The 13,521-nt window shown below is 69.2% G+C and carries 14 protein-coding genes; 2 read left to right on the plus strand and 12 right to left on the minus strand.

All coding sequences use genetic code 11. From position 1 onward, the window contains the following. Position 1: 1 nt before the first annotated feature. From rplB to OG403_RS15670, 6 genes are all read right to left on the minus strand, one after another. Entirely contained in the window at positions 2-838 is an 837-nt protein-coding gene (rplB, locus tag OG403_RS15645; RefSeq protein ID WP_329564853.1) for a 50S ribosomal protein L2, read from the minus strand. Positions 839-883: 45 nt separating this feature from the next. Further along, the gene (gene rplW, locus OG403_RS15650) at positions 884-1,201 is read right to left on the minus strand and encodes a 50S ribosomal protein L23 (protein WP_101381383.1); all 318 of its coding nucleotides are present in this window, start codon (positions 1,199-1,201) and stop codon (positions 884-886) included. Further along, positions 1,201-1,878: a 50S ribosomal protein L4 gene (gene rplD / locus OG403_RS15655; protein ID WP_329564854.1), complete on the minus strand. Its 678-nt coding sequence runs from the start codon at positions 1,876-1,878 to the stop codon at positions 1,201-1,203. The genes rplW and rplD overlap by 1 nt, the downstream gene beginning before the upstream one ends. A 4-nt stretch (positions 1,879-1,882) precedes the next feature. Beyond that, positions 1,883-2,530 carry a 50S ribosomal protein L3 gene (gene rplC / locus OG403_RS15660; protein ID WP_329564855.1) on the minus strand — a complete coding sequence of 216 codons (648 nt, stop codon included), beginning with the start codon at positions 2,528-2,530 and terminating at the stop codon, positions 1,883-1,885. 14 nt (positions 2,531-2,544) lie between these two features. Continuing rightward, on the minus strand, positions 2,545-2,853 hold the full coding sequence (rpsJ, locus tag OG403_RS15665; protein ID WP_012785157.1) for a 30S ribosomal protein S10: 309 nt from the start codon (positions 2,851-2,853) through the stop codon (positions 2,545-2,547). Positions 2,854-3,319: 466 nt separating this feature from the next. Continuing rightward, the gene (locus OG403_RS15670) at positions 3,320-5,101 is read right to left on the minus strand and encodes a hypothetical protein (RefSeq protein WP_329564856.1); all 1,782 of its coding nucleotides are present in this window, start codon (positions 5,099-5,101) and stop codon (positions 3,320-3,322) included. Between the two features lie 501 nt (positions 5,102-5,602). On the opposite strand from OG403_RS15670, the gene OG403_RS15675 reads away from it, so the two are divergent. After that, positions 5,603-7,246: a hypothetical protein gene (locus OG403_RS15675; protein ID WP_329564857.1), complete on the plus strand. Its 1,644-nt coding sequence runs from the start codon at positions 5,603-5,605 to the stop codon at positions 7,244-7,246. Between the two features lie 73 nt (positions 7,247-7,319). On the opposite strand, the gene OG403_RS15680 is transcribed toward OG403_RS15675, so the two are convergent. Genes OG403_RS15680 through rfbB form a run of 6 tightly spaced genes read right to left on the minus strand, consistent with a single transcriptional unit; the run spans position 7,320 to position 12,563 of the window. After that, on the minus strand, positions 7,320-8,228 hold the full coding sequence (locus OG403_RS15680; RefSeq protein WP_329564858.1) for a glycosyltransferase family 2 protein: 909 nt from the start codon (positions 8,226-8,228) through the stop codon (positions 7,320-7,322). After that, positions 8,221-8,625 (minus strand): DUF2304 domain-containing protein, encoded by a 405-nt coding sequence (locus OG403_RS15685; protein WP_329564859.1) that lies wholly within the window; start codon positions 8,623-8,625, stop codon positions 8,221-8,223. The genes OG403_RS15680 and OG403_RS15685 overlap by 8 nt, the downstream gene beginning before the upstream one ends. After that, entirely contained in the window at positions 8,622-9,311 is a 690-nt protein-coding gene (locus OG403_RS15690) for a glycosyltransferase family 2 protein (RefSeq protein ID WP_329564860.1), read from the minus strand. Before OG403_RS15690 ends, OG403_RS15685 begins: the two co-directional genes overlap by 4 nt. A gap of 29 nt (positions 9,312-9,340) precedes the next feature. Continuing rightward, entirely contained in the window at positions 9,341-10,651 is a 1,311-nt protein-coding gene (locus OG403_RS15695; RefSeq protein ID WP_329564861.1) for a lipopolysaccharide biosynthesis protein, read from the minus strand. Then, a complete protein-coding gene (gene rfbD / locus OG403_RS15700) occupies positions 10,648-11,589 on the minus strand; it encodes a dTDP-4-dehydrorhamnose reductase (protein ID WP_329564862.1) in 942 nt (313 codons plus the stop codon). Before rfbD ends, OG403_RS15695 begins: the two co-directional genes overlap by 4 nt. Then, entirely contained in the window at positions 11,586-12,563 is a 978-nt protein-coding gene (rfbB, locus tag OG403_RS15705; protein WP_329564863.1) for a dTDP-glucose 4,6-dehydratase, read from the minus strand. Before rfbB ends, rfbD begins: the two co-directional genes overlap by 4 nt. Before the next feature lie 80 nt (positions 12,564-12,643). Between rfbB and rfbA the strand changes: the two genes are divergently transcribed. Further along, a complete protein-coding gene (gene rfbA / locus OG403_RS15710) occupies positions 12,644-13,519 on the plus strand; it encodes a glucose-1-phosphate thymidylyltransferase RfbA (RefSeq protein ID WP_329564864.1) in 876 nt (291 codons plus the stop codon). The last annotated feature ends 2 nt before the right edge of the window (positions 13,520-13,521 follow it).

Consider the following 13,521-nt stretch of genomic DNA (forward strand, 5'->3'; position numbering starts at 1 on the left):
CCTAGCGCTTCTTGTTGGTCTTGCGGCGGCGCACGATGAGGGCGTCCGAAGCCTTGCCGGGCTTACGGGTGCGACCCTCCTTCTTGCCCCACGGCGAAACCGGGTGGCGACCACCGGAGGTCTTACCCTCACCACCACCGTGCGGGTGGTCGATCGGGTTCATGGCCACACCACGCACGGTCGGGCGAACGCCCTTCCAGCGCATACGGCCGGCCTTGCCCCAGTTGATGTTCGACTGCTCGGCGTTGCCGACCTCGCCGATGGTGGCGCGGCAGCGAACGTCGACCAGGCGGATCTCGCCGGAGGGCATGCGCAGGTGCGCCATGCGACCCTCACGGGCGAGCAGCTGGATGCCGGAGCCCGCGGAACGGGCCATCTTGGCACCGCCACCGGGACGCAGCTCCACCGCGTGGATGGTGGTACCAACCGGGATGTTGCGCAGCGGCAGGTTGTTGCCCGGCTTGATGTCGGCCGCGGGGCCGTTCTCAATCCGGTCACCCTGGGTGATGCCACGCGGGGCGATGATGTAGCGCTTCTCGCCGTCCGCGTAGTGCAGCAGCGCGATGCGCGCGGTGCGGTTGGGGTCGTACTCGATGTGCGCGACCTTGGCCGGCACGCCGTCCTTGTCGTGACGACGGAAGTCGATCACGCGGTAGGCGCGCTTGTGTCCGCCACCCTGGTGGCGAGCGGTGATACGACCGGCGTTGTTACGGCCGCCCTTGCTGTGCAGGGGGCGAACCAGCGACTTCTCCGGCGTGGACCGCGTGATCTCTACGAAGTCGGCCACGCTGGAGCCACGACGGCCCGGCGTAGTCGGCTTGTACTTGCGGATGCCCATTTGGCTCTCTCGTCCTCGTCCTTATCGACGATCACGATCCCCTTGTCAGGAGACCGGACCACCGAAGATGTCGATGCGGTTGCCCTCAGCCAGCGTCACGATGGCGCGCTTGGTGTCCTTGCGCTTGCCAAAGCCCGTCTTGGAGCGCTTGCGCTTGCCCTGACGGTTGAGCGTGTTGACGGACTCGACCTTGACCGAGAAGACCGCCTCGACGGCCTGCTTGATCTGGGTCTTGTTGGCACCGGGCGACACGACGAACGTGTACTTGTTCTCGTCGAGGAGCGCGTAGCTCTTCTCGGAGATGACCGGCTTCACCAGAACGTCACGGGGGTCCGTGAACGTCTTGCTCGTAACGTCGCTCATCAGGCGGCGCTCCCTTCGAGCTCGCCCTCAGCGGCAACGGCCTTGGCGGACGCGGCCGGACCGGCCACGAAACGCTCGAAGGCGGCCTGGGTGAAGACCACATCGTCGGAGACGAGCACGTCGTAGGTGTTCAGCTGACCGGCGTCCAGGATGTGCACGTTCGGCAGGTTGCGAGCGGACTTGAGGCCCAGCTCGTCCGAGCGCTCGACGACCAGGAGGACGTTCTTGCGGTCGGTGATCTTGCCGAACAGGCCCTTGGCGGCCTTGGTCGACGGCGCCTCGGTCGCGGTCACGCCGGTGATGACGTGAATGCGCTCGTGGCGGGCCCGGTCGGTGAGCGCACCGCGCAGAGCGGCGGCGATCATCTTCTTCGGGGTCCGCTGCGAGTAGTCGCGCGGCACGGGACCGTGCACAACGCCACCGCCGGCGAACTGCGGCGCACGGGTCGAGCCCTGACGAGCCCGGCCGGTGCCCTTCTGGCGGTACGGCTTGCGGCCGCCGCCTCGGACCTCGCCGCGAGTCTTGACCTTGTGGGTACCCTGACGGGCCGCAGCGAGCTGCGCCACGACGACCTGGTGCATCAGCGGAACGCTGACCTTGGCGTCGAAGATCTCGGCGGGCAGCTCGAGGCTGCCGGTCTTGTCGCCCGAGGGCGACAGGATGTCAATGGTGCTCATATCCTCACAGCCCCTTCGCCGCGGTGCGGACGAGGACGAGGCCGCCGTTCGGGCCCGGGATGGCTCCCTTGATCAGGAGCAGCCCCTTCTCCGCGTCAACGGCGTGGATGGTCAGGTTCTGGGTGGTCACGCGCTCGTGGCCCATCCGGCCGGCCATCTTCAGGCCCTTGAACACACGACCCGGGGTGGCGCAGCCACCGATCGAGCCGGGCGAACGGTGCTTGCGCTGCACGCCGTGACCGGCGCCGAGGCCCTTGAAGTTGTGACGCTTCATGACACCGGCGAAGCCCTTGCCCTTGGAGGTGCCGGTCACGTCGACCTTGACACCCGCCTCGAACAGCTCGGCGGTGATCTCCTGGCCCAGCGTGTACTCGGACGCGTCCGAGGTACGCAGCTCGACCAGGTGGCGGCGCGGGGTGACACCGGCCTTGGCGAAGTGACCCGCGAGGGGCTTGTTCACCTTGCGGGGGTCGATCTCGCCGAAACCGATCTGCACGGCGTTGTAGCCGCTCGCGCTGTCGGCGGTGTGAACCTGGGTCACGACATTCGGCCCGGCCTTGACGACGGTCACCGGAACGATCCGGTTGTTCTCGTCCCAGACCTGGGTCATGCCGAGCTTCTCGCCCAGGATGCCCTTAATCTGCTTTGCCATCTTCGTCGCGCCTCTCAGAGCTTGATCTCGATGTCGACGCCGGCCGGAAGGTCGAGGCGCATCAGCGAGTCAACGGTCTTCGGGGTCGGGTCGAGGATGTCGATCAGACGCTTGTGAGTGCGCATCTCGAAGTGCTCGCGCGAGTCCTTGTACTTGTGCGGCGAGCGGATGACGCAGTACACGTTCTTCTCAGTGGGCAGCGGCACCGGGCCCGCGACCTGCGCACCAGTACGAATCACCGTCTCGACGATCTTCTTCGCCGAGGAGTCGATGACCTCGTGGTCGTAGGCCTTGAGCCGGATGCGGATCTTCTGTCCCGCCATGGCTACTCAGTAGTCCTTTGTCTCGTCTGCTGCTTCTACTGCCGAATTCGTCCGGCGGACTCCTCCGGTGGCACTCCTGGGTGGTTACCCTCCGGCCCCCGCGCTCGGGCGTGTCGCGCCCGCGCTTAAGAAAAGGGAAAGCCCTCTTCGAGAGGATCCGGATTGCCTTGCACCCACAGAACGCCGGGTCGAGGCCCCGCCCACGCTTCCCGGAAGATTCCCGTACGTCCGCCCCGCAGCTGCCGCGGTGTCGCTTACACACCACTGCGTCCACACACAGCACGTGAACACATGAACGGCCATCACGGGAACGACGAGTACATGGGACTCGCTTCCGGTCCTCCCGACGGGAGGCGCGCAGCATCGGCACTCAACCGAGCAACTTGGACATCCTGCCATAACAGGAGATGGGAACGCGAATCGGGGCCGACGTGGTCTGCACCACGCCGGCCCCGATCGTCACCCGCTACTTCTTGGTGTCAGTGACCCACGGCGCCGGACGGCCGCAGACCGCCTGCCAGTCGTCGGCCGAGATGCCGGCGCACCAGATGTAGCCGTCGTCGGCGGTGGGCGCCCAGTCCTTGACGATCGGGTTGGCGCAGTCCTTCACCGGCGAGAACTTGGGGCACAGCCCGTTCGGCTTCTTGATCTCGTGCGCCCGGTAGGCGTCGATGCCCATCGAGCTCGGGGACGACTCCGGCATGTAGCGGTTGATCGACCACGAGGCGCCCATGGTGGCGAACAGCGCGATCGCGCAGACCATGCCGGCCGAGAGCTGCCCCAGCACCCGCCGCGGAATGACGCCCACCGAGGCGTCCTTGGCCGGCACGACCCGGTTGACCCAGCCGGTACCGCGCTGGACCAGGGCCATCAGGCCGAGGACGGCCAGGATCATCAGGCAGTACATGATGATCCAGGTGGTGCGGGGGTAGAGCTGGATCTGCTGGTTGTGCTCCATGCTCCCGGCGTAGTAGAAGCGCATCAGCCAGGCGCCGGCCAGGACGGCCGCGGCGGTCCGCACGGCGATGTTCCGCAGCCCCAGGCCCACCCCGAGGCCGACGCCGAGCAGCAGCAGCACCGCGAATCCGGTCTGGCCCGACAGCTCGCCGGCCGCCGGCCAGGTGTCGTAGGTCAGCTGGCCCGAGCGGTCCGACATCCAGCCGAGCACATACGTCGGGTCCGCGTAGACCGAGAGGTAGGCGTACCGGTCGGGCGTCGAGGCGCCGAGCTTCACGATCTCGTAGAGCAGCGGCGAGCCGACCACGCCGAAGGCGACCGCGGCGCTGACCACGAAGGCGCCGACCGACGTGACCGCCGCACGGCCCTTGCGCCACGGGAAGAGGAAGAGCGCCAGCACGAAGACGCCCGGCGCCGACCACAGGTACCAGCCCGAGTACCAGAGGAACAGCAGCCCGAAGACAACGCCGAAGCCGGCACCGACCAGCAGCGCGGACGGCACGGACCGCCGGTCGGGCCGACGCAGTTCGCGCATGAAGGCGGCCAGCAGCGGGATCAGCATGATCATGACGACGTGGCTGTAGGGCCGGATCGGGTCCAGGAAGGTCACCGCGGCCGGCACCGCTATCAGCAGCGCCCAGAACGGACGCAGCAGCAGCCTCCAGGCCAGGTAGGACATGGGACCGACCAGCGCGCTGCAGATGATCTGCAGGTCGTGCAGCGCGTATCCGGCGCCGCCCACCCCGCCGTAGCGCATCTCCGACCAGACCGCCATCACGGCGGGGAACCCGGGCGGATACACACCCACGTTCTTGCCGTGCATGATCGAGGTGGCCATGTCGATCAGGACACTGGGGTCACCCTCCTGACCGCCCAGCGGCCAGGGCGTTCCCCGCAGTGCCACCACGACTCCGCCGGCCACCACGCCCGTGGCGAGCCCGGCCAGGGCCGCGCAGACCAGGCGCTTGGCCAGCTCGTGCTGCCGCAGTGTGCCGCGGTATGCGGCGTAGAGCAGCACCGCCAGCAGCGGCAGCCCGATCAGCGCCACGTACTCCTGCATCTTGGCGAGCCCGCTGACCTGGCCGATCCGGTCGAGCGGGTCGACGCTGATGTGGCGGCACAGCGCGGTGTAGCCGAGCGCGGCGGCGACGCTGACCAGCGCCTCGCCGACCCCCATCACCCAGCGCTTCGACAGCCAGGCCGGACCGCGCCGTCGCACGGCCGCCGGCGTTCTGCCGGGTCGGCGTGTCAGGTCCGCCTCGCTGGTCGCCCCCGGCGCCAGATCAGTCATGTCAGTCCACTTCTGTGGGCGGCACTCGCCGCAGTCGGAGCCGGACGGTCGTCCGGACTTGGGCCAGGGTGGTCAGGCACTCAGGGAGTCGGCCGAGCGCTGTGCCCCACCGTCGGCATGAGGGCCGCCGCGCCTTCGGGCCGGCCCTGACACGTCAACCGCTCCCCCTCGGGCTCAGCCACAGCGTTGACCGCCGGCCGCACTCCGCACTCCCATGATCGGCGTGGAACTCGCCACCAACCCACTACGTCCTCTTACTACGGCAGGAGTGTGCCACGGCGTTCACACGAGCGGCCAACGGGCCCACCGGTCACGCGCTCGTACTGGGCCTCCCAAGCACCATGACAGAATCGCCGAGACGCACCGATTGTTCACAAGGGATCCGCAGTGACGATGAGCTCAGCTCTCCCGAGGCAGGCGGACCAAAGCCGGCACCGCACGCGTGCCCCCAGGCTGCGGGGCGACCGTACGTCCGGGTGGTGGCTGGCGGCCGAGGGTCTGGTGGCGACCGTCACAGCCCTGCTGATGACCTGGCTGGCCCGGTTCGTGCAGATCGATCCGGTCTCCCGGATCGGTCAGGTGAGCGGGCTCGCCGCGCTGCAGCTGCGACTGCTGCTCCTGCTCGCCGTGATCCTGCTGATCGCGATACCCGCCATGCGCCGCTGGACGGCCGTGCCGCTGCAGCTCGCGTCGGCCGCGGTGGCCGGACTCTGCACCGGCGTGACGGCGGCCGGCGTCGCGCTCGCGCTGCACGGGACGAGTTGGCCGCTCTACGCCCAGGGGGGCGACGCGGGAGCGCTGCAGGGCTGGGCCGCCGCGATCATGGCCGGCAAGCCGCTGGACCCCGCGTACCCCCCGCTGTTCCCGCACCTGATCGCCTGGGTCGCGCAGACGTTCACCGGCGGTGAGACCGGCGCCGCGCTCAAGGTGGTGGAACTGGTCTTCACCGCCATGATGGGGCCGGTCGCCTACCTCGCCTGGCGACTGCTGCTCCCGCCGCTCTGGGCGCTGGGGATCGGGGTCACCGCCGCGCTGCCGCTGGTGCAGCCGTACAAGCCGTACACCAATCTCGTCCTGGTGGCGCTGGTCCCGCTGCTCGGCAAGCTGCTCCAGCTGGTCCAGCGGTCCCACGCCATCAGCCGTCGGCATGCGGCGATCCTCGGGGCTCTGCTGGGCCTGGTGACCGGCGTGCTCTTCCTGCTCTACTCGGGCTGGTTCGTCTGGTCGGCGGTGGGCATCGCCGCGCTGGGCCTGGTCGTGCTCTTCCAGCTGGCTCGCGCCGAGGGGCGGCGGGCGCTGGTCACCGCCCTGATCGGACTGGGCTCGACCGCGGCCGGGTTCATGCTGGTCGCCGGGAGCTACACCGTCCAGTTGCTGACCGCCGCCGGTGCGGCCGTCGACCGCTACTGTTACTTCGACACGTACACCGAGCCCGCCTACTTCGCGATGTGGCGCGACGACCTGCCCGGCACGGACGCGTTCAGCAGTTGGCCCCCGCCCGGTGAGCTGGGCGGGGTGGGTGTCTTCAGCATCCTGCTGCTGGTCGGCGCCGGCGTCGCGCTGGCCCTCGGGGTGCGGCACGCGGCCGTGCTGGCCTGCGCGGCCTGCACCGCCAGCGCGCTGCTGATGCGGTACTGGTTCGCCTCGCACATGGAGAGGGACCAGGCCGTCATGCTCTACCCGCGGACCAGCGCCCAGCTCCTGTACTGCCTGCTGGTGCTCACCGGCCTCGCCGTCTACCTGGTCGCCGGACGGTACGCCAAGCTCCACCGGACATCGGCGCAGGCCCCCGGGGAGCGCGGTGTGAAGTCGGTGGGCGCGGTGGTGCGGCGACCGGTCGCCCTGGGCGCGCTCTGTGCGCTCGGCCTGCTGTACGGCATGGCCGGTTCCGCCACGGCCAGCAAGTACATGCCGCAGGACCCCCAGCTCAACGGCCCCGGCATGCTCGCCTGGGTCGCCCAGTCGACCGCGGACCCGCACGGCAAGTGCTCTCCGTACGCCCCGGGCGGCAAGTGCACCGCTGGTCCCGTCGACCTGAGTACCAAGCTGCAGAAGGCCCCGGACACGGGCCGCCTCTCCTGCCCGAACACGGATCCCTACCCGTCGGCGGTACCCAGCCGTCCGCCGGGAGCCGGCACCGGCTGAGCTGTGCCGTGCGAAAAGCGATCCGCCCCACCCGGAGGAGTCCGGGTGGGGCGGATCGCTTTTCACGGGCCGGTCAGGCTTCCTGCCGCCGTCCCGTGGTGAGCGCGTGCCGGGCCATCAGCTTGGCCCCGTCGGCCCGGCCGTGGCGAAGCGCTCCGGGCAGCATCGTCAGCGCGTGAAACCGGGACGCGCTGTGGAAGCGCGCCGCACGAGCCGCCTTGGGCCAGCCGCGGGCGTCCAGCCGGTCGGCGACCGCGGAGAAGTACCGCTCCGCCTCGGTGAAGCGGCTGCCGGAGAAGGCCTGCACGGACGACTCGCTGACGGCGTGGCGCCGGTACTGGAACGTCTTGGTGCTGTCGTCGATCACCATCTGCTCGCCCAGCTCCAGCAGGTCGATGACCAGCGCCAGGTCCTGGATGACCGAGTAGTCGTCCCGGAAGTTGACCGCGCGCAGGGCCTCGCCACGCCAGCAGATGGACGGGAAGTACAGCCAGTTGCCCCGCAGGACACTGGCCGCCAGCTCCTCGCCGCCCATCACGCGGCGCCCGTTGATCCTGGGCGAGTACAGCCAGCGCTTGGTCTGGTCCGCCAGGCCGGACGTGACGGCTCCGGTGCCGTCGATCACCTCGACCCCGGGCTGGACCATGCCGGCCTCGGGGTGCTCCGCGAGGATCGACCTGACGGTCTGCAGGTAGTGCGGGTGCAGCAGATCGTCGCAGCCCATGATGACCACCCGCTCCGCCTGCGAGAGCTCGACGCACTTCTGGAAGTTCTTGGTGATGCCGAGGTTCTGCTCGTTGCGCAGGTAGTGGACCCGCTCGTCGCCGAGTTGCTCGAACCAGCCCGGCACCTCGGGCTCCCGGCCGTCGTCCACGACGACCAGCCGGAAGTCGGGATCCGTCTGAGCCAGGACACTTCGCACGGCGTCCTGCATCAGCCGCACGTCCCCGTAGTAGGGGAGCATGAAGTCGAAGCTAGACACCGGACTTGGCCTTCACGGACTCGGAGGTCTCCAGAGCCTCGGGTGCGAGGCGCTCGTCGTTGCTGCGGACGCCCTCGCTGATCGCCACCGTCCGGGCCAGGTCGGTCAGCTTCTTCTCGAGCGAGCGGAAGCGCAGGAAGGTGTTGAGGGTCAGGAAGCCCATCCCCAGCACCATGACGTAGAGCACCAGGTCGGTGCCGCGGCCGACGCCCATCTGCTTGGCCAGCCAGGTGACATCGGACGGTCGCAGGACCGCGTAGATGTTGACCAGGACGAAGGTCGAGAAGGCGATGCGCTTCCAGGCACGGGTGTTCGCACGGTCCCAGCGACGTATGAACATCAGGGCCAGCGACAGCGAGCCCAGGATGAGGACCAGCTGGATCCAGAAGTACTTCATCGGCGGCCACGCTCCCGAAGCGAGATGTCGAAGAGGATGTTGACGCCGTTGATCAGGGACTGACCCTTGGCGCGAGAGTAATCGGTGTACAGGATGTCGACCGGGAGCTCGGCGACCTTCAGCTCGGAGCCGGCCAGGAAACCGACGATCTCGGAGGCGTGGGCCATCCCGTTCATCGTTATTCGCAGCCGCCCAGCCGCCTCACGGTTGAGGACGCGCAGGCCGTTGTGGGCATCGGTCAGCTTCAGCTTGCGAGCGGTCGGGCTGACCGCCGCGGCCGTGCGCAGCACGACCCGCTTGATCCACGGCACCTGGCCGTTCTGCTCGATGAACCGGGAGCCGAGCACCACGTCGACCTCGCCGGTCCGCAGCAGCTCCACCATCTTCTCGACGTCCTGGGTCTGGTGCTGACCATCCGCGTCGAAGGTGGCGAAGTAGCGGGCGTCCGGCTGCTCCAGGGCGTACTTCAGCCCCGTCTGGAGCGCGGCGCCCTGGCCCAGGTTGACCGGGTGGCGGACCAGGTGTGCCCCGGTCCGGCCGACGTGCTTCGCGGTGTCGTCCGTGCTGCCGTCGTCGACGACGACGATATTGGGGAACGTCTGGCGCGCCGCCTCCACCACATCGGCGATCACCTGGCCCTCGTTGTAGGCGGGGATCACCAGCCAGGTGTCGTGGTAGTCGTTCACTGCTTCTCCGAGGTGGGAAAGGGGCGGCGTCATGCGTTTTCCAGCGCTGAGACTGCGGCGTTGCCATGAGTCATCGGGTCGGACGGCTGCCGGGAAATGCCTCGAACAAGCGTCAGAAGCATGAAGATAGCGGTCACCAGTGAACCGAACGCATACGCTACCTCAACCCTGGTGGCCACCTGGCCGGGAATGAGGGTGACCCCCGCCAGCACCGCGGTGCCCAGCAGCCAGGCGGTCATCTGCCGACTGTGCCGCCCGAGCGCCAGGAGCGCCTGGCCGAGCACCATCGCCAGCATGTAGCACATGGTTCCGATCGAGAACCAGAAGAAGTCCATCGCCCCGAGCAGGTCCTTGGCCCCCATGAGCACCGAGGTCACCCAGGGACCGGCGACGACGGCGCCGAGCGTGCCGAGCAGTCCCAGGCCGCCGATGACCGCGCTGGTCTGCAGCAGCATCTTGCGGAATCCCGCGCGGTCGCCCTCGGTGGCCGTGGTGGACAGGCCGGTCATCAGCGTCGGTTGCAGCGAGCCGAAGACGAAGAGCGGGACCCGGCAGAGCATTCCGGCGGTCAGCAGCGCGAAGCTCAGGTCCTTGTCGACGGTGACCAGCGCGGTGGTGATCACGGCCGCGTTGACGACGAGCTGGGCCAGCACCGAGGCGCAGATCATCATCGTCATGTTCTGGAAGAGTTCACCCCACGCCATCGCCGGGCCCGGCCGGCAGCCGCGCAGCGTGGTGGGCAGGGTGCACACCATGGCCACCAGCGGGGCCATCGCCAGCACCAGGCCGTACTCCACGGCCGAGGTGCTGCCGGCCAGGTAGAGCCCGCCGGCGAGCAGGATCCGCAGCAGGCCGTCCAGGCCCAGCGAGACCCCGTAGGCGTTGAACAGGCCGAGCCCCGCCAGGATGCCGCGGGTCAGGTAGACCAGCGCCATCCCGGCCAGTGCGGCCCCGAAGGCCCAGACCAGCGAGCGGTCGTGGCCGAAGAAGGTGTTCGCCAGCGGGCCGGCGACGGCGGCCAGCACCGCGGCTATCACGGCGAGAAGTCCCAGGGTGAGCAGCGCGGCCCGGCGCAGCACCGGGGCGACGCCCTCACCGCGGACGGCCCGCGCGGCGACCACCCGGGTGAGTTCCTGCTCGATCGGGAAGAAGAGCCCCAGGCTGACGGTCATGACCAGCGTCCAGAGCTCGGCCAGGGCCTGCTTGGGGTCACCGGTGAAGGCGTGACCGGTGATCGAGGTCTGGATGTACGACGCCGCCCCGAGGATCATCGTGCCGCCGATGACCAGGTGGGTCCCGGGTGGGATCACCTTGAGCAGCTTCGCCAGCGGGTTGCTCATCCTCGGCTCGGCGTGTGGGTCGGGGCCTGGAGGGCCGCCTGGCCGAGGGCCTGGAAGCCGGGACCCGTCAGCGCCTCGGCCAGGCTCCGGTCCCACCTGGGCATGGGCTCCAGGCCCGCCTGGGCCCAGCGCTCGTGCGCCAGCACGCTGAACGCCGGCCGGACCGCCGGGCGGACGAACGCCGCCGAGTCGGTCTGCCGGATCCGCTCGGGGTCAAGACCGGTCAGCCGGTACGCCTCGCGGGCCAGCCCGAACCAGGTGGTACGGCCGGCGGAGGTCCCGTGGTAGACGCCGGCCGGCGCGCGGCCGGCCAGGGCGGCGTGGCCGAGCGCGACCAGCCGCGCGGCGAGCGCCCGGGACCAGGTCGGCTGGCCGTGCTGATCGTCCACCACGTCCAGGGTCTCCCGCTGGGTGGCGGCCTTCAGCATGGTGGCCACGAAGTTGGGGCCGTGCTCGCCGTAGAGCCAGGCGGTGCGCACGATGTAGCCGTGCTCCGGAAGCAGTCGCAGCACGGCCTGCTCGCCGACCAGCTTGGAACGGCCGTAGGCGTTGACCGGGCCGGTCGGCGCCGTCTCGGCGTAGGGCTCGACGGCGTCCCCGGGCAGCACGTAGTCGGTGGAGACGTGCAGCAGTCGCGCGCCGAGCGCGGCACAGGCGTCCGCGAGGTGGCGCACGCCCGTGCCGTTGATCGCCGTGGCGGCCTCCTCGGCACTCTCGGCACCGTCGACGTCCGTCCACGCCGCGCAGTTGACGACCACGTCGTGGCCCGCGACCGCGGCCAGCACGGCCGCGGCGTCGGTGATGTCGAGATCGGCCCGGCGCAGCGCGGTGACCTTCACCGCGGGGTCGTCGGCGAGCACGGCCAGCACGTCCTGGCCGAGCATCCCGGCGGCACCGGTGACCAGCCAACTGGTGGTGCCCGAGGAGTTCGCGGTCACTTCTGCAGAGCCGCCTTCGCCTTGAGCGGCTCCCACCAGGCGCGGTTCTCGCGGTACCAGGCGATGGTCGCGGCGAGGCCGTCCTCGAAGCGGACCTGCGGCTTGTAGCCGAGCTCGGCGCCGATCTTGCTGATGTCCAGGGAGTAGCGCAGGTCGTGGCCCTTGCGGTCCTCGACGTACTCGACCATGTCCCAGCCGGCGCCCGCGGCGTCCAGCAGCAGGCCGGTGAGCTCCTTGTTGGTCACCTCGGTACCGCCGCCGATGTTGTAGACCTCGCCGGCGCGGCCACCGCGCATCACCAGGTCGATCCCGCGGCAGTGGTCGGAGACGTGCAGCCAGTCGCGGATGTTGCCACCGTTGCCGTACAGCGGCACCTTCCCGCCGTCGATCAGGTTGGTGGTGAACAGCGGGATGACCTTCTCGGGGAACTGGTAGTGCCCGTAGTTGTTGGAGCAGCGGGTCACCACCACATCCATCCGGTGGGTGCGGTGGTACGCGAGCGCCAGCAGGTCGGAGCCGGCCTTGGAGGAGGAGTACGGGGAGTTCGGGGCCAGCGGCCACTCCTCGGTCCAGGACCCCTCGCTGATCGAGCCGTACACCTCGTCGGTGGAGACGTGCACGAAGCGGCCGACGCCGTGCTTGCGAGCGGCGTCCAGCAGCACCTGGGTGCCGACCACGTTGGTCATCACGAAGGGGCCGGCGCCGGCGATCGAGCGGTCGACGTGCGACTCGGCGGCGAAGTGCACGACCACGTCGTGGCCGGCCATCACCTGGTCGACGGCGTCGACATCGCAGATGTCGCCCTTGACGAAGGTGTAGCCCGGGAGGTCCGCGACCGAAGCGAGGTTGGCCTCGACTCCGGAGTAGGTCAGCTTGTCGAAGACCGTGATCTGGGCGGTGGCGTCCGCACCCAGCTGCTGGCGGACGAACTCAGAACCGATAAAACCGGCACCGCCGGTCACGAGGATGCGCATAATACGATGAGTCTAGCGGCCATCCTCGGCCCTCCCTACCCGGGCCTCAGCGGCCGCGCGGTCTCGCATAGGGTGCACCCATGCGTGGAATCCTCTTGGCCGGCGGGACCGGATCACGACTCTGGCCGCTGACCCGGGCAGTGTCGAAGCAACTTCTGCCCGTCTTCGACAAGCCGATGATCTACTACCCGCTCTCCACTCTGGTGATGGCGGGGATCAGTGAGATCCTGATCATTACGACACCCGCCGACCGGGACCAGTTCGAGCGACTGCTCGGCGACGGCTCGCAGTTCGGCCTGCGGCTGGAATACGCCGTGCAGGAACGGCCCGAGGGCATCGCCCAGGCCTTCGTGCTGGGTTCCGACTTCATCGGCGACGACTCGGTCGCGCTGATCCTCGGCGACAACATCTTCCACGGCAGCGGGCTCGGCACCCGACTGGCGGAGCACACCGACGCCAAGGGCGGACGGGTCTTCGCGTACCCGGTCGCGGACCCGACCGCGTACGGCGTGGTGGAGTTCGACGAGAACGGCCAGGCCATCTCCATCGAGGAGAAGCCGGCCGCCCCCAAGTCCCGTTACGCGGTGCCCGGCCTGTACTTCTACGACAACCGGGTGGTCGAGATAGCCCGCGGTCTGAAGCCCAGCGCCCGCGGCGAGTTGGAGATCACCGCCGTCAACGACGCCTACCTGCGCGACGGCGAGCTCCAGGTCACGATCCTGGACCGCGGCACGGCCTGGCTGGACACCGGCACCTTCGTCTCGATGGTGCAGGCCTCGGAGTTCGTCCGGGTGATCGAGGAACGCCAGGGCCTGAAGATCGGCTGCATCGAGGAGGCCTCCTGGCGGGCCGGGCTGATCAGCGACGAGCAGCTGCGCGAACTCGCCGAGCCGCTGACGAAGAGCGGCTACGGCCAGTACCTGCTCCGCCTGCTGGACGAGGAGACCGCACAGTGAAG

The sequence above is a fragment of the Kitasatospora sp. NBC_01266 genome (assembly GCF_036242395.1).
Taxonomy (GTDB): domain Bacteria; phylum Actinomycetota; class Actinomycetes; order Streptomycetales; family Streptomycetaceae; genus Kitasatospora.